Source organism: Siphonobacter sp. SORGH_AS_1065 (genome assembly GCF_030818595.1).
Taxonomy (GTDB): Bacteria; Bacteroidota; Bacteroidia; order Cytophagales; family Spirosomataceae; genus Siphonobacter.
Map to the genome: position 1 here is coordinate 3,857,180 of NZ_JAUTAM010000004.1, position 25,709 is coordinate 3,882,888.

General features: G+C 45.7%; 16 protein-coding genes. 11 read left to right on the forward strand and 5 right to left on the reverse strand.

Annotated features, from left to right (window positions below; genetic code table 11):
- Positions 1–190: 190 nt before the first annotated feature.
- The 4 genes from QE390_RS16670 to QE390_RS16685 all read left to right on the forward strand — a co-directional run bounded on the left by QE390_RS16670 (position 191) and on the right by QE390_RS16685 (position 4,779).
- Positions 191–1,915, forward strand: a complete 1,725-nt coding sequence (locus QE390_RS16670; RefSeq protein ID WP_307142976.1) for an alpha-amylase family protein — start codon at positions 191–193, stop codon at positions 1,913–1,915.
- Between the two features lie 11 nt (positions 1,916–1,926).
- Positions 1,927–3,261 carry an MFS transporter gene (locus QE390_RS16675; RefSeq protein ID WP_307142977.1) on the forward strand — a complete coding sequence of 445 codons (1,335 nt, stop codon included), beginning with the start codon at positions 1,927–1,929 and terminating at the stop codon, positions 3,259–3,261.
- A 68-nt stretch (positions 3,262–3,329) separates the two neighbouring features.
- A complete protein-coding gene (locus QE390_RS16680; protein WP_307142978.1) occupies positions 3,330–4,148 on the forward strand; it encodes an N-acetylmuramoyl-L-alanine amidase-like domain-containing protein in 819 nt (272 codons plus the stop codon).
- A gap of 46 nt (positions 4,149–4,194) precedes the next feature.
- Complete coding sequence (locus QE390_RS16685; protein WP_106634842.1) at positions 4,195–4,779, forward strand: TetR/AcrR family transcriptional regulator; 585 nt, start codon at positions 4,195–4,197, stop codon at positions 4,777–4,779.
- 256 nt (positions 4,780–5,035) lie between these two features.
- Here the strand turns inward: QE390_RS16685 and QE390_RS16690 are convergent, their stop codons facing one another.
- The 3 genes from QE390_RS16690 to topA form a co-directional block, all read right to left on the reverse strand.
- The gene (locus QE390_RS16690; RefSeq protein WP_307142980.1) at positions 5,036–6,655 is read right to left on the reverse strand and encodes a S8 family peptidase; all 1,620 of its coding nucleotides are present in this window, start codon (positions 6,653–6,655) and stop codon (positions 5,036–5,038) included.
- Positions 6,656–6,756: 101 nt separating this feature from the next.
- Positions 6,757–7,440: an NAD-dependent deacylase gene (locus QE390_RS16695; protein WP_307142981.1), complete on the reverse strand. Its 684-nt coding sequence runs from the start codon at positions 7,438–7,440 to the stop codon at positions 6,757–6,759.
- 75 nt (positions 7,441–7,515) lie between these two features.
- A complete protein-coding gene (gene topA, locus QE390_RS16700) occupies positions 7,516–10,026 on the reverse strand; it encodes a type I DNA topoisomerase (protein WP_307142982.1) in 2,511 nt (836 codons plus the stop codon).
- Between the two features lie 285 nt (positions 10,027–10,311).
- Here topA and QE390_RS16705 point away from each other — a divergent pair, with 285 nt between their 5' ends.
- On the forward strand, positions 10,312–12,579 hold the full coding sequence (locus QE390_RS16705; protein WP_307142983.1) for an aconitate hydratase: 2,268 nt from the start codon (positions 10,312–10,314) through the stop codon (positions 12,577–12,579).
- A gap of 1,229 nt (positions 12,580–13,808) precedes the next feature.
- Entirely contained in the window at positions 13,809–14,636 is an 828-nt protein-coding gene (locus tag QE390_RS16710) for a universal stress protein (protein WP_307142984.1), read from the forward strand.
- Positions 14,637–14,721: 85 nt separating this feature from the next.
- Here the strand turns inward: QE390_RS16710 and QE390_RS16715 are convergent, their stop codons facing one another.
- On the reverse strand, positions 14,722–17,205 hold the full coding sequence (locus QE390_RS16715) for a PIG-L family deacetylase (RefSeq protein WP_307142985.1): 2,484 nt from the start codon (positions 17,203–17,205) through the stop codon (positions 14,722–14,724).
- A 207-nt stretch (positions 17,206–17,412) separates the two neighbouring features.
- On the opposite strand from QE390_RS16715, the gene QE390_RS16720 reads away from it, so the two are divergent.
- The 3 genes from QE390_RS16720 (at position 17,413) to QE390_RS16730 (ending at position 23,430) form a co-directional block, all read left to right on the forward strand.
- Positions 17,413–17,658: a hypothetical protein gene (locus QE390_RS16720; RefSeq protein WP_307142986.1), complete on the forward strand. Its 246-nt coding sequence runs from the start codon at positions 17,413–17,415 to the stop codon at positions 17,656–17,658.
- Positions 17,659–18,319: 661 nt separating this feature from the next.
- On the forward strand, positions 18,320–21,838 hold the full coding sequence (locus QE390_RS16725; RefSeq protein ID WP_307142987.1) for a TonB-dependent receptor: 3,519 nt from the start codon (positions 18,320–18,322) through the stop codon (positions 21,836–21,838).
- 11 nt (positions 21,839–21,849) lie between these two features.
- The gene (locus QE390_RS16730) at positions 21,850–23,430 is read left to right on the forward strand and encodes a RagB/SusD family nutrient uptake outer membrane protein (RefSeq protein ID WP_307142988.1); all 1,581 of its coding nucleotides are present in this window, start codon (positions 21,850–21,852) and stop codon (positions 23,428–23,430) included.
- Positions 23,431–23,631: 201 nt separating this feature from the next.
- On the opposite strand, the gene QE390_RS16735 is transcribed toward QE390_RS16730, so the two are convergent.
- Positions 23,632–24,375 (reverse strand): SDR family NAD(P)-dependent oxidoreductase, encoded by a 744-nt coding sequence (locus QE390_RS16735; protein ID WP_106634833.1) that lies wholly within the window; start codon positions 24,373–24,375, stop codon positions 23,632–23,634.
- A 91-nt stretch (positions 24,376–24,466) separates the two neighbouring features.
- Between QE390_RS16735 and QE390_RS16740 the strand changes: the two genes are divergently transcribed.
- Complete coding sequence (locus QE390_RS16740) at positions 24,467–24,895, forward strand: helix-turn-helix domain-containing protein (protein WP_106634832.1); 429 nt, start codon at positions 24,467–24,469, stop codon at positions 24,893–24,895.
- Positions 24,896–25,031: 136 nt separating this feature from the next.
- Positions 25,032–25,679, forward strand: coding sequence for a DUF4279 domain-containing protein (locus tag QE390_RS16745; RefSeq protein ID WP_307142989.1), 648 nt, complete (start codon positions 25,032–25,034; stop codon positions 25,677–25,679).
- Positions 25,680–25,709: the final 30 nt, after the last annotated feature.

Below are 25,709 nucleotides of genomic sequence, written 5' to 3' on the forward strand. Positions count from 1 at the left end.
GATATTTTCAAGAATGCTACCGAAATATAAGTCTAAAGCCGCATTTAATTACAGGATTTTAAAACACAGTAGATTCTGCATTGTTAATGAATTTTACGATACTTAACGAATCAATCGGAAAAACACGGACTGTTCAGAAGTTTGCGTTAGTTTTTCCTGCCAGTACCCTTTAAACTTCCCTGACAACCACATGTCTAGCACCTCACCCAATCATAAGTTACTTATTTACCAATTGACCATTCGTTTATTCGGTAATAAAAATAAGCAGGTAAAGCCCTGGGGCTCCCTGAAGGAAAACGGCACCGGAACCTTTAGTGACGTAAACGAAACGGCTTTAAAAAGCCTCAAGAAATTTGGCATTACCCACGTCTGGACTATGGGCGTTATTGAACACGCTACCATGGAGGATTTCTCAGAGCTGGGCATTCCGAAAGATCATCCAGCGGTTATCAAGGGTCGGGCTGGTTCGCCTTATGCCATTAAAGATTATTACGACGTAAACCCTTTTTTAGCTGAGAACCCAACCCATCGCATGGCCGAATTTGAGGCAATGGTCGAACGGGTTCATAAGCAGAAGCTGAAATTAATCATTGATTTCGTGCCCAATCACGTTGCTCGTCAGTATCATTCTGACGTGAAACCTACGGGCGTTCTGGATTTGGGCGAAGGCGATTTATCGGGCGTAGCTTTTTCTCCCGAAAACAATTTTTATTACCTGCCCGGCGAGGAATTTATCATTCCCGAAGGCGTACACGTACCCGTCGAATCAGTACAGCCTTACCATGAGTACCCCGCCAAAGCGACGGGTGATGACGTATTTTCTTCCCGTCCGAACATTAATCACTGGTATGAAACCACGAAGCTGAATTATGGCGTGGATTACCTGAAAAACCGGGCTACGCATTTTGATCCTATTCCCAACACCTGGTTCAAGATGCGGGATATTCTGCTGTTTTGGGCCAGCAAGGGCGTCGATGGCTTCCGTTGCGATATGGCCGAAATGGTTCCGGTGGAGTTCTGGGGCTGGTGTATTCCGCAAGTGAAGGCCAAATATACCGTTGATTTCATCGCCGAAATCTATAATCCGGCTCAGTATCATAACTACATCTTCAACGGAAAATTTGATTACCTCTACGACAAAGTAGGACTTTACGATACCTTGAGAGCGTTGATGGAAGGCCGGGGAAATGTGGCGGATATTACCAGAATCTGGCAACAGGAATCGGGGGATATCGATCAGCACATGTTACGGTTTCTGGAAAACCACGACGAACAACGTATTGCCAGTGAGTTTTTTGCTCGAAACCCCAACTACGCGATTCCGGCCTGGGTGGTAAGTGCTACGATGGGACGGGGGCCACTGATGTTGTTCTTCGGCCAGGAGGTAGGCGAGCCCGCGGCGGACGCGGAGGGCTTTCAGACGAAAGACGGCAGAACGACGATTTTTGACTGGTGGGCCGTTCCTCAATGGCAAAAGTTGATGAACGAAGGCAAGTTTGATGGAGGTCAGTTAAACGCCGAGGAAAAGCAGTTGTATGATTTCTACGCGGCCGTTAATAAGCTCTGTCAAAAATCGGAAGCCGTTCAGACGGGTCATTTTTATGATTTACAATACGTCAATAACTGGGGGCAATCGCCGGGTTATGATGACGTGCATATGTACAGTTACCTCCGTTACACGGAAAATCAGATTCTCTTGTTCGTAACCAACTTCCATCGGGAAGAATCCCGGACGGCGGAAGTTCGCATTCCCCAACACTTCTGGATATTAGTCGGGCTGAACCCGGAAGGGAATTATCAATACAAAGACCTACTGCTGGCGAAAAAAGTAAAGGGATCATTCCGGGCTACGGAAAGCATTTCAATACAAATTCCGGCCAATGGTGTGTTCGTTTTCGAAATTACCCCCCAATAAAAACCTGTGGTATGACCCATACTTCCGTTGTGAACCGACCCCGATTATCGTTCTGGCAAATCTGGAACATGAGCTTTGGATTTATGGGCATACAGTTTGGCCTGGGGTTGCAGAATGCCAATACCAGCCGTATTTTTTCCACGCTGGGAGCGAATGCCGATGAAATTCCCATCCTCTGGATTGCGGCACCAATCACGGGAATGCTCGTGCAACCCGTGATTGGTTACCTGAGTGATCGTACCTGGCATACGACCTGGGGCCGTCGGCGACCTTTTTTCTTTCTGGGTTCGGTATTGGCTTCGCTTGCTCTGATTCTGATGCCCAATTCCTCGGAGTTGTGGATGGCAGGAACCGTGCTATGGCTCATGGACGCCTCCATTAATATTTCTATGGAACCCTTTCGGGCCTTTGTGGGCGACTTGTTACCTTCCGAACAACGCACGGCGGGGTTTGCCATGCAAAGCTTTTTTATTGGGGTTGGAGCCGTCATAGCCTCGGCTTTACCAGCCATTCTCTCGGCCTTTGGTGTCAGTAATACCGCCGATGTTGGCAAAATCCCGGATGCCGTGCGATGGTCTTACTACATCGGGGCGGCGGTCTTTTTTGTCTGCGTTTTATATACGGTATTAACTTCCAGAGAATATCCGCCGGAAGATTTGGAAGCCTTTCGTCGGGAACACGCCCGCGTTCGATTATCCGACGTTTTTAGAGAAGCGTATTCGGGTTTATTTGAAATGCCGAAGGTGATGAAACAACTGGCAGCCGTGCAGTTTTTTACCTGGTTCGGCCTGTTCTGCATGTGGATTTTCATGACGAACGCGGTTACTCAGCACCTATACGGAACAACCGATACCCAATCCAAACTCTATAATGAAGGGGCTGATTTTGTGGGTATTGCAATGGCCATGTATAACGGTGTTGCGGCTTTATTTGCCTTATTCTTACCCTACATGGCGAGTAAGCTGGGCCGAAAAGTCACGCACCTGCTGTGTTTGTCGGCAGGAGGCTTAGGCTTGATTTCGATTTACTTTATAGAAGACCCTAATCTGGTTCTGCTGTCTATGACGGGCGTTGGCATTGCCTGGACGAGTATTCTCTCCATTCCTTACGCGATGCTGGCGGGAAGCTTACCCGCCGATCGGATGGGGTTCTTTATGGGAGTCTTCAATTTTTTCATTGTATTACCACAGGTGGTCGCCAGTTTAGGTTTAGCCGCTCTGGCCCGTTTTCTGGGTTTACAACCCATTCAGGTAATCGTTATGGGCGGCGTTTTACTGATGATAGCGGGTTTGTTATCGCTGAGAATTAGCGATGAAGAAAATCTGAAACCAAAACTTCCGTCGTAAGTTCTTTAAGAACGGAACTTTCAGAAAGCTTTCTGGCTTCTTGAACCTGCTTACATCTAAATCATCACATGATTACATTCTGGAAAACTGCTGTCCTGGGCTTACTGGTGCTGACGTTGAATTCTTTTTCGAAAGATGAAGAACTTATTACCCAGAAACTCCATATTCCTAAAGGAGTAACGGCAGGAGAAACCGCTGGCCGCATCGCTCTGAGTTTTCAGAATACTCCTTACGTAGCTCGAACGCTGGAACAGCCGGGAGAGGAGAAGCTGGTTATCAATCTTCATGAACTGGATTGCACTACTTTCGTAGAAAACGTGCTGGCTTTCACGCGTTCGGTTCAAACGGATAGTCTAACTACAGAACAGTTCCAGAAAAACCTGGCCCACTATCGGTATTACCAGGGGCAGGTGAATGGGTACGGAAGTCGGTTACACTATTTTTCTTCGTTTCTACAACAACTCCAAACCTACGGTGAAGCGAAGTTGATGGCCGAAGAATGGGGCGGAGAAGCGTATCATAAACCCATTCATTTCATGACCCAGCATCGCAATTTGTACGTGCAGTTGGCGGATGAAAAGGCATTTAAACTCGTAGAAAAAATTGAAAATGAGTTAAATGCAGTGAACAACTATTATATTCCGAAAAATAAGATCGCTGTCCTTGAGTCCAAAATGCAGACGGGTGATGTCATTGGCATTACTACGGCTAAAGCTGGACTGGATGTGTCTCACGAAGGTTTTGCTTACCGGAGAAATGGACGCATTCATTTATTACATGCTTCGACGGATCAAAAGAAAGTGGTTGTTTCTTCGGAACCACTGGCGGATTATCTCGCTCGCCATCGAGACCAGACGGGTATTATTGTAGCCCGATTAAATTACTGATTGACAGAACCTCATCCTCCGGGTAGACCTATACACTCAAGCTTACATGATGAATAAACAGTCAGGAAGACCGCAGGACAAGCGAACGGCGATTCTGGAAGCCACGCTGGATCTGATTTCTAAAAACGGATTTCATGCCACGCCCATGAGTATGGTGGCAAAACACGCCAATGTAGCCGCCGGAACGATTTACCATTATTTTGAGAGTAAAGAACAGCTCATCGACGAACTTTTTGCGATGTACCGGGAGAAAATTGCTCTGGTCATTGCGGAGTCGGATGATGCTCAGAAGCCGTATAAAGATCGTTTCCGAGGCGTTTTTCTAGGCTTGTATGAATATTACGTCACTAATCCCGATCAATTTTTATTCATTGAGCATTACGCCAATTCTCCCATCATGACTAAAGATTCCAAGGAGGATGTATTCAACTTTTATACACCCCTTTGGGAGTTTTTAAGAAGAGGAATCCATACGGGCCAACTCAAAGATATCTCTTCAAAACTGATGGCCTGGATGGTGTACGGTAACATAACCGCCGTAGTGAAAATGAAACTCTCTGGCGATTTATCGGTGAACATCATGCTTCTTAATACGGCGGTGAACACGGTTTGGGATGGGTTGAAGAAGTAATTTGTTTTTAGTTGTTAGTTAGGGGTTGTTGGGAAGGTTAAGAGTATTAAGCTAGGAACAAGATGGAATCTCGCACCAGCGTTATCCTTAAGAAACATCATTTGCCAGTAATGAAGTCACCAGTCAGTCCAGTAAGGTTCTTCGCTTCGCTCTGAATGACAGGTGAGCCCACAACTACTATATATTAACACGCATAAAAGACTGCGGGCCTCACCAATTAGTGAGGCCCGCAGTCTTTTATGCTAACACAATAAGATTACTTGATCTTACCTGCTTTTTCCCATTCCAAAGCCAGTTTGACTGCGTTATAGGCATTTACTTCGCCACCAGAGTTAGACAAATCTCCGAAAGGTACCTGACCTTCACCGCCGGGTAAGTTTACCTGTTGAGTAGGAAATTTAGTCGCTGATTCCACCAATAATTGCTTTAACTGAGCCGCCGAAATTTTAGGGAAATAAGATTTCACTAAAGCTGCCACGCCTGCTGCTACGGGAGAGGCCATCGAGGTACCGTCCAGTTCTTCGTATTTTGAACCGGGGACTGTCGAGTAAATCGCAACACCGGGAGAGAAGAGGTCCACGCCTTTTTTGCCGTAGTTCGAGAAGCTGGCTACCTTATTAGCTTCGTGGCTGATGGCACCTACTTCCAGCCAGTTCGCTGGTTCACCGCCTGCTTTCAGCTTACGGTTGGGGTAGTTGGGCTCTACGTCTGTATTCAGCGATTCGTTACCTGCTGCGTGAACTAACAGAACATTCTTCGATTCTGCATACTTAACCGCCTCATCAACGGCCTCTTTTTGAGGAGAATACGCTTTTCCGAAAGACATATTGATAATCTGAGCACCGTTGTCTACGGCGTAGCGAATGGCATTAGCTACGTCTTTGTCACGTTCGTCTCCATCAGGAACCGCCCGCACGACCATGATTTTTACGTTATCAGCTACCCCTTTCATACCCAGGTTATTGGAACGGTCGGCTCCAATGATACCCGCTACGTGCGTACCGTGGCGAGCGTCAGGTCCGATTACGTCGTTATTACCGTAGTTATGATCTTTGGTATCTTCGGGGTTATCGCCAATGATCGTCTGCCGTTCGTTGAAATCGGGGTTTAACTGAACCTCGGCTTCTGTTTTGTAATGGTCATACGCTTCCTGAAGATCTTTTTCGCTATAACCCATCTGATAGCCGCGTTCATAAGCCGCAATGGCTTTCTTCACTGCACTGTCTACCGTTGATTTATCGATCTTGGCAATGTCATCAGCCGTAAAGTTATCCTTCTTCAAATAGCCTTTCAGAACGTTACTCGCATCTTTGTAAGTCTTCAGCAGGTTGTCGATCATCGGAAGCATCATCCGTGATTCCTGAGCTTTTTCGTTATAGGCAATTTTTAATTCCTGATAATACGTAAAAGCCTCCTTCTGGTCAGCCGGAATGTCGGCTTCGGTTTTATCGCCAAATAGCTTTTTATACTTTCCGTATTCCCGGGTTAATTCCAGACTTTCCTTATCAATGTTTTGTCCGTTTTTATTACCCAAAAAGCTCCAGCCATTTACATCATCCACGTAGCCGTTATGATCGTCATCTTTTCCGTTCCCCGCAACTTCCTTGGGATTGGTCCAGATTTTAGACTTTAAGTCTTCATGATTGACATCAATACCCGAGTCAATAACTCCGACAATCACGGGGCTAGACTTCCGTTTTTTCAGTAACTCATAGGCTTTCTCCGTACTAACTCCACGAACTTTATCCGCGTCATAATCTAAATTAAACCAGTTGGCGGGAGCTTTCAGTTGTACGGGTTCCGTAACGGGGGCCTGAGATTGAGCCGTTGCCAGGTGAGCAGCCAGAATGGCTACCGGAATGAACCATTTACGCATATGTATTCGTGTTGATAAAATGTTCGATCAATAGAACCCCATTCAGATCCAGAAAAATCCAGGGGATACTTCCTAAATAGTGTTAAAAGTAAAAGGTTAAGCTATTGGATTAATTGGCTTCTAAGCATCTGCATTCCTAAGCTTGCGGTTTCCTGAATGTAAGTAACGTTTTTTCGGCGAGAAACTTTTGGTGATTGCGGATCAATTACGAAAACAGGTACACTTGAGAAAACATAATCCACTAAACCAGCCGCCGGGTACACTTGCAGAGAGGTTCCTACGACCACAAATACATCCGCTTCTTCGCACATGGGAATCGCTTCCATCATCGCTGGAACCTCCTCCCCAAACCAGACAATGTGCGGACGTAACTGACTGCCTGCTTCGCACAAATCTCCCGTCTTCAGTTCCCAACCATCCAGCTCATAAATTAACTCAGGATTGTGGGTGGACCGAACTTTGAAAAGCTCTCCGTGCAGATGCAACACCTTTTTACTACCCGCTCGTTCATGCAGGTTATCAACGTTTTGGGTAATGATTTGTACGTCAAAATGTTCCTGTAGATCCGCCAGAATCCGGTGGGCTTCGTTGGGCTCTGCCGTGAGGGCCTGTTTTCTTCGCTGGTTATAAAAATCCAGTACAAGTTCAGGATTTCGAAGCCAGGCCTCTGGTGTGGCGACGTCTTCAATCCGGTAATTTTCCCAAAGTCCGTCCGAATCCCGGAAGGTTTTGATACCGCTTTCCGCTGAAATTCCGGCACCACTTAAAACGACCAGCTTCTTCATAGGATCAGAGCTTATTGCTTATAACCACTGCTGCCAGCACATAGGAGCTGGCAGCAGGAATGGTAAATCATAAAGTTACTTCTTAGCCGTAGACACCTTCTTACGCGTAGTAGGCTTTTTCTCGGCTGCCGGAGCGGCGGTTTCGCCACCCAATTCCAGGCATTGCTCAAGGGTTAACGTAGCCGGGTCAGTACCTTTTGGAATTTTAACGTTCCGTTTTCCAATCTGAATGTAAGGGCCATACTGACCATTCAGTACCTTCACCGTTGCGTTTTCAGGGAATTCCTTAATAACCTTATTCGCTTCCGCCGTTCGCTTATTCTGGATAATTGTAATGGCTTCTTCCAGCGTTACGGTCTCCAAACTGATGCCACGGGTGAGTGAATAGAATTTACCACTGTGCTTTACGTAAGGACCAAAACGACCTTTGCCTTTGGTAACGGGCTGACCCTCAAATTCACCAATGGCATCGGAAGCTTCCGCCGCCCGGCGTTCCTGAATGACTGCGATGGCTCGTTCTTCGTCAATGGTATAAGGATCATCGCCTTCGCTGAGGTTATAGTACTTCTCATCAAATTTGATGTAAGGACCAAGTTTCCCAATGTTAACAAGTAGCTCTTTCCCTTCCAATTCACCCACTACGCGAGGTAACTTGAATAACTCGATGGCTTCTTCCAGGGTAATACTTTCGAGTAACTTATCCTTGGGAAGAGGAGCGTATTGAGGTTTCTGATCTTCTTTGGAATCGCCCAACTGAGCAAAAGGACCGTATTTACCCAGCCGAACTGAGACGGTTTTTCCAGATTTAGGGTCAACGCCTAACTCACGGGCCGATTTTACGGAACTGCGTTCAGCACTTGAACTTTGCTCAATGGTTTGATGGAAAGATTTATAGAAGTTGTCAATCATGCTTTGCCACTGAATCTGGCCGTCGGCAATCTTGTCAAATTCTTCTTCAACCTCTGCCGTGAATTTAAAGTCAACGACATTATCGAAATTATCCACCAGAAAGTCATTCACAATCATACCGATGGTCGTTGGGAATAACTTGGCTTTTTCCGTGCCGTAATTTTCTTTATTGGTCTTGACGGTAATCTTCTGGTCTTTTAGCGTCAGCTCCTGAAAATTACGCTCCTTACCGGGACGATCTTCCTTAACGACGTATTCGCGTTTGATAATCGTGGAAATGGTCGGAGCGTAGGTAGAAGGACGACCAATGCCGCGTTCCTCCAGTTCCTTCACCAAACTTGCTTCCGTGAACCGAGCCGGTGGCCGCGTAAAGCGTTCGGTGGCTTTCAGCGTATCCAGATTCAGCATTTGACCGATGGTTAAAGGAGGAAGCATTCCTTTGCTTTCTTCATCCTCATCATCCTTCGACTCTAGATAAACCTTTAGGAAACCGTCAAATTTAATGACCTCGCCCTGAGCGACTAATTCTTCTGAAGTAGTAGAAATGCCAATAGTTGCAGTGGTACGCTCTAGTTGGGCATCGGCCATTTGTGAGGCGATTCCCCGTTTCCAGATTAATTCATAAAGACGTTGTTCCTGACGGGTTTCGCCAGCAGATGGAACTGAAAAATCAGTCGGACGGATGGCTTCGTGAGCTTCCTGGGCCGAGTCGTTTTTGGTTTTGTAGCGTCGCTGTTGCGAGTATTTTTCACCAAATTGATCGGTAATAGAGGTTTTGGATTTCGCCAGAGCTTCCTCACTCAGGTTGGTCGAATCCGTACGCATATAACTGATTTTCCCTGCTTCGTACAGTTTCTGGGCGATCTGCATGGTTGAGGCCACCGAATAACCCAGCTTGCGGCTGGCTTCCTGCTGAAGAGTAGAAGTCGTAAACGGAGGAGCCGGCGATTTTTTAGCCGGTTTGGTTTCCATATTCCGAATGGTGAACGTAGCTCCGTTACATTTTTCGAGAAATGCCCGGGCCTGATCTTCCGTTTCGAAATTCTTGGGTAACTCCGCGTTCAGTACTTTTCCGCCTTCGAGTAAAAATTGGGCGGTTACTTTGAAGCTGGACTTGGTTTGGAACTGATCGATGCTACGCTCACGCTCAACAACGAGGCGAACCGCCACCGATTGTACACGACCGGCTGAAAGGCCACGCTTTACTTTTTCCCAGAGAACCGGCGATAACTCAAAACCAATCAGACGGTCTAGCACCCGGCGAGCCTGTTGGGCATTCACCAGATCAATATTGATCATTCTGGGACTTTGAATCGCTTTTTGTATGGCAGTTTTAGTAATTTCCCGAAACACAATTCGCTTCGTAGTGTCGGGTAATCCTAAGGTTTCTTTCAGGTGCCAGGAAATGGCTTCTCCTTCGCGGTCATCGTCAGTTGCCAGCCAAACTTCTTGCGAAGATTTTGCCAGTTGACGCAGTTCGTTGACCACTTTTATTTTTTCGGGAGAGACTTCGTACGTCGGTAAAAAGCCATTTTTGATGTCAATTGCAAGGCCTTTATCAGGTAAATCGCGGACGTGTCCAAAGCTCGATTTTACCTGAAAATCAGCCCCCAAGTAACCCTCAATGGTCTTTGCCTTCGCCGGAGACTCTACGATGACGAGGTTCTTCTTAGCCATATGTTTCGGTTATAGGTGTATGGGAAGCGTGTGCCAAAGTAAAGGACAAAATTTTAAACAGATGCAATTAGATCTTAAGGAATAATAAACTTATTGTCCGTTATAATAGTTGAAAATATATAAAACTCATGCCAGTGAACGAGTTTTTAATAGCAAGAAAATCGTGAAAAGTATAATATTTGACCACGATTTTTAAGCTATTAGCCAAGAATCAGCCCCGCTTGGCCCGTATTTTTGGGGCTGAAACTGTTCCTTAATTTATTTTAACGCTTACTATATAAAACGATGGCTTTTGATATTGAAATGATTAAGGCCGTGTACGCCCGGATGCCAGAACGAGTGGCCGCCGCTCGGCAAGTACTAGGTCGTCCGCTAACTCTTTCAGAGAAAATTTTATATACCCACTTGTGGGAAAATCCTCTGGAAAGAGAATATCTGCGTGGCAAAGACTACGTTGATTTCGCTCCTGACCGCGTAGCTATGCAGGATGCGACGGCTCAGATGGCTTTATTGCAGTTTATGCAAGCCGGACGTCCTCAGGTTGCGGTTCCTTCAACGGTGCATTGTGACCACCTGATTCAGGCAAAAGTAGGAGCAAAAGAAGACCTTTCAAATGCAGTGCAACAATCGAAGGAAGTATTTGATTTCCTTTCTTCGGTATCAAATAAATATGGAGTAGGTTTCTGGAAACCCGGAGCTGGTATTATTCACCAGGTAGTTTTGGAAAACTACGCATTCCCGGGTGGTATGATGATCGGGACGGATTCTCACACTCCAAATGCTGGTGGTCTGGGTATGGTTGCGATTGGGGTAGGTGGTGCAGATGCCTGTGACGTAATGGCAGGTTTGGCCTGGGAATTGAAACAACCTAAATTGATTGGGGTAAAACTGACAGGTAAGCTGAGTGGCTGGGCCTCTGCTAAGGACGTGATCCTCTGGGTAGCGGGTCAGTTAACAGTAAAAGGGGGTACGGGTGCCATCGTTGAATACTTCGGTGAAGGGGCAGAAAGCCTTTCCGCTACGGGTAAAGCAACGATTTGTAACATGGGTGCTGAAATCGGAGCAACGACTTCCATCTTCGCTTATGACCCTAAAATGTCGGAATACCTGAGAGGTACCAGCCGGGCGGACGTAGCTGAACTGGCTGACGACGTGGCTGAATACCTCCGTTCGGATGATGAAGTATACGCTGATCCTGCAAAATACTATGATCAGCTACTGGAACTGAATCTGGATACGCTGGAACCACACATCAACGGTCCATTCACGCCGGATTTAGCTTGGCCCCTTTCTAAATTTGCTCAGGCAGTGAAAGAAAACAACTGGCCTGCTGAATTAGAAGTAGGTTTGATCGGTTCCTGTACCAACTCGTCTTACGAAGACATCAGCCGTGCGGCTAGCGTGGCTCAACAGGCAGTTGACAAGAAGCTGAAGGCAAAAGCTGAATATACGATTACTCCCGGTTCAGAACTAGTTCGTTTTACCATCGAACGGGACGGCTTCATCAGCATTTTTGACACGATGGGTGCTGTAGTAATGGCCAATGCCTGCGGACCTTGTATCGGTCAGTGGGCTCGTCACACGCAGGACCCTACCAGAAAAAATTCGATCATTACGTCGTTTAATCGGAACTTCAAATCACGTAATGATGGTAACCCCAACACGCACGCTTTCGTAGCCTCTCCAGAGATCGTAACGGCCTTCGCCATCGCAGGTGACCTTACGTTTAATCCCATGACGGATACGTTAGTAAACGAGGAAGGCCAGGCAGTGAAATTCGATGAACCGCAGGGACTACAATTACCTCCCCGTGGTTTTGCGGTAGAAGACGCAGGTTACCAGGCTCCGGCTGAAGATGGATCTACGGTTCAGGTTATTGTTTCTCCTACTTCAGATCGTCTGCAATTACTGGAGCCTTTCACGCCTTGGGAAGGAACGGACATTACGGGCCTGAAGCTGTTAATCAAAGCTAAAGGGAAATGTACAACGGATCATATCTCCATGGCGGGTCCCTGGTTGAAATTCCGTGGTCACCTGGATAATATTTCCAACAACCTCTTGATTGGTGCTACCAACTTCTTCAACGATAAGGCGAACGAAGTGAAGAGCCAGCTCACGGGCGAAGTAGGAACGGTTCCCGGTGTTCAGCGTGGGTACAAAGCAGCCGGTATTGGATCGATCGTGGTAGGAGATGAGAACTACGGTGAAGGTTCTTCCCGCGAGCACGCGGCCATGGAGCCTCGTCACTTAGGCGTTCGTGCGATTCTGGTGAAATCTTTCGCCCGTATCCATGAAACTAACCTGAAGAAACAAGGCATGTTAGCCCTGACTTTCGCAGATCCTGCCGATTATGATAAAATCCTTGAAGACGACACCATCGACATCGTAGGATTGACGGAATTTGCTCCCGACAAGCAATTAACAATCGTGCTGAATCACGCCGATGGTTCTACGGAGACATTCCCAGTGAATCACACTTATAACGCGGCTCAAATCGAGTGGTTTAAGGCTGGTGGGGCTCTGAATATCATCCGTCGTGGCGTAGGAGCTTAATTGTACTTGACGTATGAATAGTAAAAAGACCCCGGCCAAGGCCGGGGTCTTTTCATGGTAACCCTGTGAATTTGCTGGCAGCAATACTTTGATATCTGCTTACTTTCTTGGTCCTAAGGTGGTTGCTACCAGCATAAAAGCTGGTAGCGGTAGGCGGGTTAGTGATGCTAGATACTCTGGCTGATCCGCTGCCAGCATTGTATGTGTCCCTATTGTATTCCTTATGTTTAACTATTAGGAAGGGAAACATTTTAGAAATCATTCTACCTTTATTACGAATAGAATAATTTAAATAATACTCACTCAACTGTATATTTCGGTGTAAATAATCGGGTGGGCCGCGTTTGTGCGACTATGTACGATGAAAACAAAAATTGATTTTAAATGCTGTCAGAAAAGCTTCACCTAGTAGTGGATATAGCGTAAACACCAGAAGCGTGTTAGCAGAGGTAGTTGTTAGATTCGTTACTTGAACTATAGCTGGAAATGTAGTGGGATTTGCGGGTGGAGTAATATCTGGTATTGTCTCTAAGTTATTAACTAGTTGCTTTAGATAAATTACACGTGTATGAATCGGCAAACAATAATTACTAGAATCATTACCGGATCCGTACTGTTTTCCATGGCAATGATGTTCCTAACTCCATCCGGTAATTGGAACCCATTATCTATAGGATTTTGGTGTTCTATTCTAGGAGGTGTTATCTGGGGAACAAGTATGTTTTTTTTCTTTAGAAAATATCACAGTTCCTCTTTTAGAGAAAAGCAGTAGTAATTTTAGCAAAATACAATTTAAACGTCTGCTAGGCTTAATAGATTACATAAGGGTATCACTATTAATGAAGTGCCCCCCAAAAGTTGGACAAAAACTTTTGGGGGGCACTTCATATTCTGATCGTCATGTATTAGGGAATGGCCCTAAATGCTAGATGTTTTAAGTTCTACGGGCCAAAGACGATAATGCAGCATCACTTTTAAATCTACTTACTTTCTTGGTCCTGAGGTGGTTGCTACCAGCAGAAAAGCTGGTAGCGGAAGGGGAGTTAGTGGGGTTAAGTACGCTGCTGACTGATTTGCTGCCAGTGCCAGCGGTAAGGCTTTGGTAGGTGTATAATCTACAAAAAACATCAACTAAAAAATGACATTTATTACCTGCCGAAGGTAGTAAATCGCATTCGCATAATCAGGCTGATCTTGTTGTTTTGAAGTAGATATAAACGCCTGATGAAATGAAAACGATATTGGTTCCTACTGATTTTAGTCCCCTTTCCCTGAAAGCCCTTGATCGGGCTGTTGAACTGGCTATTCCCGCTCAGGCTTCCATTTTATTGTTGGGAGTTGTGAAATACCCCGAACCTATATTAATGGACGCTCATGCTGAAGGAAGCTGGGATCAGGACATGGATGATGCCTTTGAGGAACGCGTAGAATCTATCGAAAACCGAATGCGTTGCTTGTTAGACCAGCCCAAGTATCATCAGGTTCCCATATCAGCCATTGTGAACCGGCAAATGAGCACTATCGGTGAAACCATTGCTTCCAGTAAAGCCGATTTGATTGTAATGGCCTCGGAAGGAGCTACGGGCTGGAAGGAGAAAACCACAGGTTCCAATGCCGAGCGGGTAGTAAGGTATGCCAAATGCCCGGTTTTGATTATCAAGAATGCTGAACCGATTGCCTATCAGAAAGTACTGTTTCCAACGGATTTTACGAATACCAAAGCCTTGCATGCTTTCTTTGCCTTTGCAGATGTTCGAAAAGCCCATCCACACTTCCTGACGGTAAATACGGGTTACCTGGATCGTAGTTTTGATGACCTCGAAGAAGACATGACCGAGCTGGCCGTTGATTTGAAATTGGAATCGTATTCCTACGCGATTATTGACGCCGTAAGTGAAGAAGCCGGAATTATCCGTTATGCCGAAGAAATCAATGCCGATTTAATCGCTTTGTACACGCATGGCCGCACGGGACTGAGTCACTGGTTTCATGGCAGCATTGCCGAAAAGGTGGTTAACCATTCCGAAGTGCCCGTATTAACACTGGTGCAGCAGTAGTTCAATGGCTCGTGTATAATCAAAAAAGACGTGACTGTTCGGTCACGTCTTTTTCATTAACGGGGATCTGATCTATCTACAAGGATTACTTCCCTAAAGAAATCAGGTTAGCAAACAATCGGTACGCCCCGGGAACACCGGCGGGTAACTGCCGGAAAAAAGCATAACCTGTAAAAACATACCAGCCTTTGCCATACTGTGTGGCCAGCATCCCACCGTTCAGAGGCTGTTCATTGGGATCGTTACTACTGAAAATGGTTTGATACTCTGGAGCCCACTGATCGGCGAAGTACAAGCCACGTTCCTGAACCCAGCCTTTAAAGTCGGCATCAGTTATTTTATTAGGTGTATTGACAATCGGATGGTTGGGTTGAAGCAAACGCATCTCCGCTTCTTCTACCGTTACCCGATCTCTGGATAAATGGAAAGAATAGGGGCCCATGCCTTTTTCCAGGGGCTGAATGCCTGAGTTAACCTGATACTGAACGATCATGGTACCGCCATTCTTTACGTATTCCATCAAACGCGGCTGGTAATAGTTCATGCGAGGGTTCACGTTGTAGGCCCGAACCCCCACCACAATGGCGTCGTATGCTGCTAATGATCCGGTTAATTCTTTTTCACCTAGGAGGGTTACGGAACAGCCCATCTGACGTAAAGCTGCCGGAATTTCATCACCTGCTCCGGGAATATACCCAATGGTTTTAGCCTTATTCTGAATGGCTAACCGCACCAGTTTGGTTTCGGCGGCGGGAAAAACCGCCAGCGGAGGAATGTGCTCATAGCCAATTTCGTAAAGCCCCCGCGAAGAAACTTCATCCTTTGTTTTCACGACCACTTTTACGCTAGCGTCTGAAGCTTCTTTCGGAGGAATTAGCTGGAAGGTAACCGTCTGTTCCTGAAACTTGGTAGTAAAATCAACGGGAATCTGAGTCGGTTCAGACCTCCATCCTTTCGGTAACTCCAGACTAACCTGACCCGATACATTCGCCTTGGAAGCCTTCAGCATCACACTATAACTTTTGGGCTGACCGTCCGGGAAAACCAGCACTTTATCAGAAGGGGTTGCCGTAATGACCGGACGAACCTCAAAGGGACGGTATAACTCACCGCGAACGGCGTCGGTGTATTTGTAGGTAACAGGAACCTGAAGCGTCAGGGGAAGACCATTAATGTCCACCGAAAACTCCGTCTGGAAATCAGCAGGTTTTTCGGGTAAGCCATTGATGGCTAATTCATCCACCCGATACATACCTTTGCTCATTTTGGGCTGTAGTAGCCAATACGGCTGTGTAATGGGCTGATTGAGAGGAATGGTAAAGCTATTACTGAAGCGTTGTAACTCATTATCAGGCAGCGAAAGATGAAGCGTTGTATCTTTCTGAAAACCTTTGAAACGCACCGATTTTAAAGTGACGGGTATGTCTGAGCGTTTGATAATCGTTGTGGTGAGGGTAATGCCTTCTCCTCCGGCTACAGCAAATTTCGAAGGATTACTTTCGTAGTAAAGTCCGGCACAAGCCACGATGAGCTGTGATAACTCTTTCTTCTTTTGCTCTTTCCAGTAGGCATCATCTAGCTTATTAACCAATTGATAGACCTGAACCAGCAGGGGGACAATAGCCGAAGGCTGTTCGGGCTTGAATTCCTGCATTGCCTGGGTAATAACGCGTTGCACAGCTTCGCCGCCCTTCACGCGTTTCCAGCTTGTCTCCACCCCTTCAAACAGATCTTTCGTTGCTTTATCTCCGTTTTTATGAACGAGGTACTCAATTTTCAGTCCACGCGATTTGGCAACGCCGAATCCCTGGGATTTATGTTGGGAACGACTTTCTGCCGCCAGTTCGGGATAAGAGATACCCAGCAATGGATTATACCCACCAATTTCAACCGAAATCCAACTACCTTCGCTGGGTCGCTGGGCCGGGTTTATACCGAACGCAAACGTATTCCATAGGATCCGTTTCGGCTGCCAGGGCTTTACAAACTTGAGTTGTTCGGGGAATTGGGTAGGATCACCTGCCATTTTGAAGGCTTCCTCGGCCAGATAAGCCGAAGCCGAGTGATTCCCATGGCCTGCTCTCGGATCGGGGGGGAAGCGGCAGATCATGACATCGGGACGGAAGTTACGAATTCGCCAGACGATGTCGGCCAGCACGGTATTCTTTCCCCAGACGTCCAATGTTTCTTCGGTATTCTTGGAAAAACCAAAGTCGTTGGCCCGACTGAAGTATTGCTCAGGACCATCAATAGCACGGGCTCCCAATAACTCATACGTACGAATCAAACCCATTAAGTCGGCCTGTTCGCTGCCAATCAGGTTTTGGCCCCCATCGCCGCGAGTGAGCGACAGGTAACCCGTTCGGGCCAGCCGTTCTTTAGCCAGCCAGGACAGCATAATGGTGTTCTCGTCGTCTGGGTGAGCGGCTACGTAGAGCACAGACCCCAGTACATTGAGTTTTTTGAGATTGAGAAGAATTTCCCCCGGAGGGAGCGGTTTGGGTACTTGAGCATACCCGACAGTATAAACAAACAGGATTAGAGCGAAGAGTGAAAAACGAAGCCTCATTGAAAATTGCTCAGGTTATTAGTAGATAAGGGAGCTTAAATGTACCAAAGTATGGGCAAACTAAGCCCGTTGTTGCGACGAAAGCCGATTACAAATTAATAACTGTTAATTAATATGTATTTAACTAACAATAAATTGAATTATATCTTTGGATTGTCGGAAATCTGTTTAACTTTGAAAATACCAAAACACTAACCGTCAAATTGTATGATCTTCGTCTGTATTGCCATCCTGGGATTGCTCATTTACGCAGTATTTCATCAATCCACTACGAATGAAAAAGTAACCCCAATCAGAATGGCGGCGTCGATCATGATTGCATTAAGTATTCTAGCTGCTGTACACGTGTTTATTCGTGAACGCAAAATTGCCCGCTCAACGGCTTCTAAAATTATGCACCACCAGACTGGCGTTCAGCAACGTGTAGCCGTGGCCTTACGTAATCGGAGGTAAGTGAATTGATAAGTATAGAAGAATCAGAAGATACCTACTTAATCTCAATAGCAGAGGAAGCGATACAAATCGCTTCCTCTTTTTTTATTTTATCAGGAGATTATATAACGTGTAATGGCAGGTAGAGTAGGAATGGAGTAGAATCTCGCTCCAGAAATTGTTAGGGATTGAAATAAGAAAGAAAAATCTCATTTCTAGTCAATTTCCATGTATTGCACTTTTTAATACAAGATTAGTTAAGCTAAATAAACGCGATAGTAAAATAAGCTATAAATGGATTTTTGAAATTAAATCATTGTATATATAGATACAATGTACTGTATGACAGATAGTTAAATGGTAATTTTATTGAAAATATACAATAATAAAACTTTTTATTAAATCGAAATAAATCTATTAATACGTAACTGGAATAATTTTTTTAAGATGAAATAAGCCTTTAAAAATCTGTCTAAGTACTAGTATCATTTTCTTTCGAGTAACGATAATATTTAGAATTTCTGAATATTAATCAAAGCCCTACACCGAATTCAATTCTCTTTGAACAAGTACACATCAGCCTTTTATAAAGACTGAAATAATGCCGTTGTGTCAGTATACAGACCACAACAGGTTCGCTTAATAAAAGGATCAGGGAATATTCAGTCTCTATTATTAACGTATGAAAAAGCGTCAACCTTTATGGCTTACTCTGCACGCTACCGGAGTGAGTTATTACTGTAAACGAATGAGTATACTGGCCTTTTGTGTGATGAGTTATACGGAAAGCCAGGCTCAGCAGACACCGCCAGACACCCTTAGCAGACCTAGGGTTGATACTACTTCCGTTCCGATTATTACGTCAGATACCATTCCGGTTCCGACCCGACCTGCGGTAAAACCAGACACGCTAGTCAAACCTAAAACAAAGCCCGATACAACGTCGGTTCCCATGAGCAAGCCTGACTCCGTTAATCGGCCTCCCGTCAGACCAGCCGCGAAACCGGACACTACCGCTCCCCGAAGGAGTGTACTTCAGCAAGATTCGGTACCCATCCCGGCGGTCAAGCAGGATACGGTTCCCAAACCTACTCAAACACCGGCCAAAGCAGATTCATTGTCTACACCACCACCGCTTCAAAATGCTGCTACGGATAGCCTACCGGGTGGGAAAGTCGTCAGAGGAAAAGTTTCGGATGAAAAAGCGGGAGGCTTACCCGGTGTTGGAATTACCGTAAAAAACACGAAGATTCAGACCATTACGGCGGTTGATGGAACGTATCAGATTAAAGTGCCGAACGCTCAATCCATTTTAGTCTTCAGTTTTACCGGGTATCAAGCCCAGGAACAGCCCGTTCGGAATCTAAGTACGATTAATGTTTCGATGAGGCCGGATGTAAAAGCGTTGAAAGAAGTCGTGGTGGTAGGGTACGGTACGCAAAACAAACGGGATCTTGCCAGTGCCACTTCCCGGGTATCTGCAACGGAGATAAAAACGGCGGTGGTTAATACCATTGATCAGGCCTTGCAGGGACGGACGACGGGCGTGCAGGTAACGGAATCGTCGGGGGAACCGGGTGCTTCTACCGTCGTTCGGATTCGGGGTAATAACTCCCTGAGCGGTAATAATGAGCCGCTTTATGTCGTCGATGGATTTCCAATGCCGCCTTACCGCGAAGCTTCCGCCAATTTTACGGGAGCTTACGCTCAGAACGGGTTGTACGGCATTAACCCGAACGATATTGAAAGCATGGAAGTATTGAAAGATGCTTCGGCGACGGCGATTTATGGTTCACGGGGGGCTAACGGGGTGATTCTGATTACAACCAAAAGTGGCAAGCGGGGCGAAGGACGGGTAGAATTAGTCAATCGAACGTCGTTTGGACAAATCGCCAATCCGATTCAGATGATGAACAGTCGGCAGTATGCGGAAGTCATTAACGAATCTTACGCCTTGACGAACCGACCTCCGGCTTTCACGGACATCAACGCTACTATGCCCAGCACCGATTGGGTAAAGGCGATTACCCAGCCTAGTTTTCGGCAGGATATTACGGTAGGCGTTTCGGGTGGAGGACCTAAAACATCCTTTTACCTTTCCACCAATTACCTCCACGAACGCGGAACGATCATTAATTCCAATAACAATCGGGGTAGTTTTCGGGCTAATATTAACAGCGATATTACCGATTGGTACACCGTGAAAGCTCAGCTTTCGCTGGTCCGTCAGCAATCCAACCGGGCCATTACGTCTTCTAAAGCCTGGCCGAGTTCGGGTGGGTTACTGGATGGATTGAAAGCACCACCGACGCTTGGTCTAGATTACCTGGGCTTCAACAGTGCCGGAATTCCCAATTATTCGGGTTATTACTTCGCCAATCCTTACAATGAGTTGATGTCCAAAACGGATGTTTCGCTCAATGATTACTCCATTCTGAACCTGGAAAACTGGTTCAAAATTGTGAAAGGGCTGCAATTGGTGGTAAGCGTAGGTACAAATCAGAACCTGACGCGTCGGAAAGTTTTTCTGCCCCCCACCACGGCGGAGGGATATGCCTCGAACGGGAGCGGCAGCAATACCCTGGCGAATACGTATAGCTATAACCTGAATTCCTATTTCCTGTATGAAAACAATTTTGCTAATAAACATTACCTCAACACAACGCTTGGGGTAGAATATAACCAGCAGATTGTGGAGTTACTCAACACCAATTCTACGGGTTACGCAATTCCTGAGTTCGGGGTAGATAACATTAGCAGTGCTCAGAATCAGAATATTGGATCATTCAAGGAAAACCGAACCATCCAATCGGCTTTCGCCCGGGTTAACTATACGTTCAACGGTAAGTATGTGCTGAATACTTCGTTACGTCTGGATGGAGCTTCGCCCTTTGCAGCTAACAAAAAGTATGGATTTTTTCCTTCGGTAGGGGTGGCCTGGAATCTCAATGAAGAGAACTTCATGAAAAACGTTCGCTTTGTTTCGAACGCCAAACTTCGGGGTTCGTTCGGGGAAACGGGTAGCCAGGCTATTGGGGCGTATTCTTCACTAACGCAGTTCTACAGCGGGTTTTACCAGATGGGGCAGGAAGGTAACATTGCGACCAGTTTGTATTCCACAACCATTGGTAACCCGAATCTTTCCTGGGAACGGACGCGACAGTTAAACGCGGGGATTGACTTTAGTTCAGCTAATGAGCGACTGAATTTCAGCGTTGACTATTACGAAAAACGAACACTGGGATTATTACAACCCCGTACCCTGCCTTCACAATCGGGTGTAAGTTCTATTCTGGATAATTACGGTTCCATGCGAAACCGGGGTGTAGAGGTTAGCATTCAGGCAACTATTATTCAAAAGAAAAGCTTGACTCTATCGACTCGACTGAACGTTTCCCATAACGTAACGACGCTGCTGGATCTGGGCGAACGAACCACGCCAGATTACGTGAACATCAGTGGAAACCTGCTGGGCGGAACCTCGGGTATTCTGATTCCGGGTCGGGAAGTGGGCTTGTTTTTTGGAAACCGAATTGTGGGTCTGGCCCAGCCCGGCGATTTTGATTCAGAAGGAACGCCCAATTATCCTTATGGAATCTTAAGCGATCAGATTCCGGGAACCTGGAAGTATCAGGATTTGAACGGAGACGGAAAAATTACGGCTGATGACCGGCAGGTTCTGGGCAAATCTAATCCTGATTTTACATTTGGCTGGAACACTGACTTTACCTGGAAAAACTTCGGATTAACCGCGTTTTTCACCGGGTCCGTGGGGAATGACGTACTAAATCTCACTCGTTTTTACCTCAATAATGGGCTGGTAGATTACGCGGGAGTTATTTTCAACCAGACTCAGGATTGGTATACTAACCGCTGGACCCCTTCCAATCCTCATAACAACCCTCGTTACCCAAGTACCCAACGAGGCATTGGATCGAGCGATATTAACTCGGTCATGCTGGAAGATGGTAGCTTCGCCCGATTGAAAATGCTGACGCTTTCCTACGGTTTTCCTACGTTGGGACCCGTTAAAAACCTCCGCCTTTTTGTAACGGGAACCAACTTGTTGACCATTACCAACTATACAGGATTCGATCCTGAAGTAAGTTCATTCAATCAGTCCTTATTACAGCAGGGAATTGACTACGGAGCTTATCCGGCCCAGCGTTCGTATACGTTTGGTCTTTCCTGCAACTTTTAATGAGCCAATCCATGAAAAATAGACTGCTTTTAGGATTTACCTTACTAATCGGACTTTCTTCCTGTCGAAATGCCCTGGATGAAGAACCGTTCTCGTCCATTTCTAAAGAACAGGTTTTCAGTAATGAAGACGGATTAAATAAGGCAACGTTAGGGGTGTACCAGATCTGGTCGGCACCGAATTTTAGTGATGTCTGGAGCCGTTTTCTATTAAGTGAATCAGGACATCGCTATTCCACGGGGGGCATCCTCGGTCCCGGAGCTGACCCTTACTATCGGTTCGGGCACTTACCTTCGGCGGGAGCTTTCGATGCCGTCTGGACGCGAATGTATAGGGTGATTTATCGGGCGAATATTGTCATTGATAACGCTCGGTCGGCAGTTGATCAGGACTCGACAGCAGCTCCTTACATCGCCGAAGCTCGTTTTCTGCGTGGATACGCTTACTTCAATCTCGTGCGGGATTTTGGCGGCGTTCCTCTGATTTTGCGTGAAATTACTTCTCTGAATGATCGGGACTTGATTTATGCTCCCCGGGCATCGGTGGAAGAAGTGTATGCCGCTATTATTGAAGATTTAACGTTTGCCGAAGCGAATCTACCCAATCAGTGGACGGGAGAAAATCTCGGTCGGGTTTCGGCAGGAACGGTGAAGGCCATGTTAGGGAAAGTATATATGCAGATGGCCGGTCAGCCCTTAAATCAATCGGAATACTACCAGCGGGCGGCGGCCAAATTGCAGGAAGTGGTCGGAACGGCTAATGAGGCCAAGTATAACTTTGGACTTATGGATGATTTTGAATCGATCTTTTCGCTGGATAATGAACGGAATAAAGAGCTGGTGTTATCCTTTGGCTACTTCATTAACTCTTCGAATCCAAACGGTAATATCTTTCCCTTTAATCTTTTCCCGCGTGGGTTAGTGAATGGAGATGAACAGACGAGTTACGGATTAACCTACGATTTGTACCGCCTTTACGAACGCACCGATACGCGTCGGGATTTCACCCTCGTAGATCGGTATGTATTCAAGGGTGTGGCAAACGGCGGGGCTGAACCGGGAGACAGCATTGTGTATAACCCCACAACGCGGCATTATTACGTGAAACGAACGGGAGAAATCTTTCTGCAAAGTAATTTTGAATGTGGACTGGCCTACGGAAAACTGGCTCGCGTAGCCCGGCCTTCGGGAGCAGCGGCTCAGGGGTATAGCTCCGATTTGATCGAGTTACGATTTTCGGATGTGTTACTCTTATTAGCCGAGGCTTTAAATGAAACGAATCAGACGGCTCAGGCCTTGCCCTTGCTGAACCGTGTACGAACCAGGGCGAAAGCTTCGACAGTGCGGGCTAGCTCGGTAGCTGATTTACGACAGGCCATTCGTCGGGAGCGGCGTCTGGAGTTAACCGGAGAGTTAACCACCGTTTACGACATTCGTCGCTGGGGCACTTTGAAAGAGGAAATGGCGGCCATTAAACCCGAGCAGATCATTAATAGCACCTTACCACCTTACGATGCTAAATTTGAAATATACCCCGTGCCTCAGTCTCAGCGGGACGCAAATCCGAATTTGACGCAGAATAGTGGTTGGTAGTGAGGGAACTTTGATTTGGGCAGTAAAACATATGAAACTCCGCTCTTTCGGATTTGCAATTCGAAAGCCATCTGTAAGGGATTTGTAATCTGAGCTGACTTAAATCAATCATAGTTAAAAGGAGAAGGCAGACCATCGGATCTGCCTTCTCCTTTTAGATACAATCACTTTCTTCGACTGACATGAAAAATACATGTCAGTTTATTTTAATGCATAAGTAAGATAACCACCATCCGCTACAATCTCAGCTCCGGTGATAAAGCTGGCTGCATCAGATGCCAGGAACAGGACTGTTTTAGCAATTTCATCGGGGTCTCCAAGCCTTTGCAAGGCGGTAGCACCCGCCAGCATACCTTGTGCTTCCGAAGGGATGACAGTAGCCAGACCTGGTGTGGTAATGGGCCCCGGGCTGATGATGTTAACGCGTATTTTTCTATCAGCCAGCTCATTAGCTGCGATTTGAGCAATTTTATTCAGTGCTCCCTTCGTTGCGGAATAGATGCTGGTTCCGAGGTTGGCAGCAGTAGCAGCAGTTGATGAAGTGAATAGTACGGACGCACCATCCGCCAAGTGAGGAATGAATTGTTGCAATGTGAAAAAATGCCCTTTCACATTTGTGTTAAACTGAGAGTCAAAATTTGCTTCGGTAACTTCTATAATGGGTTCAAAAACTCCGATTCCTGCATTCAGAAAGAGAACATCCAGCTTGTTTCCGGTCTTTGCGAACGCTTGTTCCAACGCCGCAATACCTGCAAGTTGGGAAGTGTCCGACACGACAGTGGTCAGTTTTGGGCTTTGTATTTGGTTACTCGCTTTTTGGAGATTTTCAGCATTTCTCCCAGTGATCCACACGTTGGCCCCTGATTCGATGAATGCTTTTGCCGTGGCGAATCCAATACCCGTAGTACCACCAGTAATAATGACGTTCTTACCTGTAAAGTCCATAGTTAATTTTAGCTATATTAGCAGTTTGTTTTCCGAACTACAAATCTAGCTAAAGTAGTTTGAAAAATAAACTACTTTTAATGAAAATAGAATGAAAACTAGCGAGAGAAGATCAACTTGTCCCATCAATTATTCGGTTGAAATTTTTGGTGATAAATGGATGTTTCTGATCTTGAGGGACATTATGTTCAACGGGAAGAATTCGTTTCTGGAGTTTCGGGCTTCGGACGAGAAAATATCTTCAGCTGTCCTTACCGAGAAGTTGAACCTATTATTGGAAGAAGGGATTGTTTCCAAAGTAACGTCGCCCAAAAATGCGTCCAAATTCCTGTATCTGATCACGGAAAAAGGCATTGAGCTGGTGCCAGCCATGGTAGAGTTTCTAGATTGGGGTTCCAGATATAACCCCGACGGAGGCCCCAAGACTTGGCTTGAACGGATCAGGCAAAATAAAAAAAAGGCGATTATGGAGCTTCAGGATAAATTAAGAGAGGACCGGCGTTCGCATGAGTTAACGTGAAATGAAGCACCTTATCAAGTAAAGGTCGGTAAGAGTAATAAGGTAATGTTTCACTTGAGTCTCAGGAATGGACAGGTAAGGGTATGGTATTGAAAATACAGGCCTCTAGCAATGTCCAAACATTAGCTGTAACAATATGACTGATCAGCAAGTAATAGAATTAATAGAAAAAGAATTTAAAGAGAAGACGCTCGGAGTAACGGAGCAATATCTTGAAATTCATATCCCTATTTATATTGACGGTAATCTAAAAATTGATCGAATTGACCGTGAGAAAAAAGGGGAACTAATTATTGCTTATTTACCTGTATTTAACGAAAGATTTTACTTTGCCATTTATATCGACATTGTAACGAATGACATAATCAGCATCGGGACCGAAGCTCACAATTGCGTATCTTTTAGGGCAGACTCTGCTAAATTCAACTTAGAAGAACTTGCTACAATGACGTTTCTCGACTCTACGGATGGAAGAAATAAAGGAGATAAAAAGGGAACTGGATTTTGGGAAGAAAGTACAATTTTTTTCGAACCTAACCCTGAACCAGATGAGTTTGAAGACAAACTGAAAAAGCTTTTAGACTTTTTAGAAAGCGATAGGGAAGGGACAAAGCATCTTGTAAGAGATGCTGGTGGATATATTCAAGTCACAATGGAGATGCATAATGGTAATAGTATGCTTGGAGGTCCGCATATTGATACCAAAGCATTAAAAAGAATGAGTGATTTAGGTTTAGAAATAAATTTCGACCTTTGCGTTGGAGGTAAAAGTTTTAAAGATTAAAATTACTACTATTGACAGTTTAACTTAAAT

Excerpts from the sequence above, each read along its gene's own strand:
- QE390_RS16705 (WP_307142983.1), top strand. The coding sequence starts at position 10,312 with ATGGCTTTTGATATTGAAATGATTAAGGCCGTGTACGCCCGGATGCCA.
- QE390_RS16695 (WP_307142981.1), bottom strand. The coding sequence starts at position 7,440 with ATGAAGAAGCTGGTCGTTTTAAGTGGTGCCGGAATTTCAGCGGAAAGC.
- QE390_RS16720 (WP_307142986.1), top strand. The coding sequence starts at position 17,413 with ATGATCTTCGTCTGTATTGCCATCCTGGGATTGCTCATTTACGCAGTA.
- QE390_RS16675 (WP_307142977.1), top strand. The coding sequence starts at position 1,927 with ATGACCCATACTTCCGTTGTGAACCGACCCCGATTATCGTTCTGGCAA.
- QE390_RS16740 (WP_106634832.1), top strand. The coding sequence starts at position 24,467 with ATGAAAACTAGCGAGAGAAGATCAACTTGTCCCATCAATTATTCGGTT.
- QE390_RS16715 (WP_307142985.1), bottom strand. The coding sequence starts at position 17,205 with ATGAGGCTTCGTTTTTCACTCTTCGCTCTAATCCTGTTTGTTTATACT.
- QE390_RS16730 (WP_307142988.1), top strand. The coding sequence starts at position 21,850 with ATGAAAAATAGACTGCTTTTAGGATTTACCTTACTAATCGGACTTTCT.
- QE390_RS16670 (WP_307142976.1), top strand. The coding sequence starts at position 191 with ATGTCTAGCACCTCACCCAATCATAAGTTACTTATTTACCAATTGACC.
- QE390_RS16725 (WP_307142987.1), top strand. The coding sequence starts at position 18,320 with ATGAAAAAGCGTCAACCTTTATGGCTTACTCTGCACGCTACCGGAGTG.
- QE390_RS16735 (WP_106634833.1), bottom strand. The coding sequence starts at position 24,375 with ATGGACTTTACAGGTAAGAACGTCATTATTACTGGTGGTACTACGGGT.
- QE390_RS16680 (WP_307142978.1), top strand. The coding sequence starts at position 3,330 with ATGATTACATTCTGGAAAACTGCTGTCCTGGGCTTACTGGTGCTGACG.
- QE390_RS16745 (WP_307142989.1), top strand. The coding sequence starts at position 25,032 with ATGACTGATCAGCAAGTAATAGAATTAATAGAAAAAGAATTTAAAGAG.
- QE390_RS16685 (WP_106634842.1), top strand. The coding sequence starts at position 4,195 with ATGATGAATAAACAGTCAGGAAGACCGCAGGACAAGCGAACGGCGATT.
- QE390_RS16690 (WP_307142980.1), bottom strand. The coding sequence starts at position 6,655 with ATGCGTAAATGGTTCATTCCGGTAGCCATTCTGGCTGCTCACCTGGCA.
- topA (WP_307142982.1), bottom strand. The coding sequence starts at position 10,026 with ATGGCTAAGAAGAACCTCGTCATCGTAGAGTCTCCGGCGAAGGCAAAG.
- QE390_RS16710 (WP_307142984.1), top strand. The coding sequence starts at position 13,809 with ATGAAAACGATATTGGTTCCTACTGATTTTAGTCCCCTTTCCCTGAAA.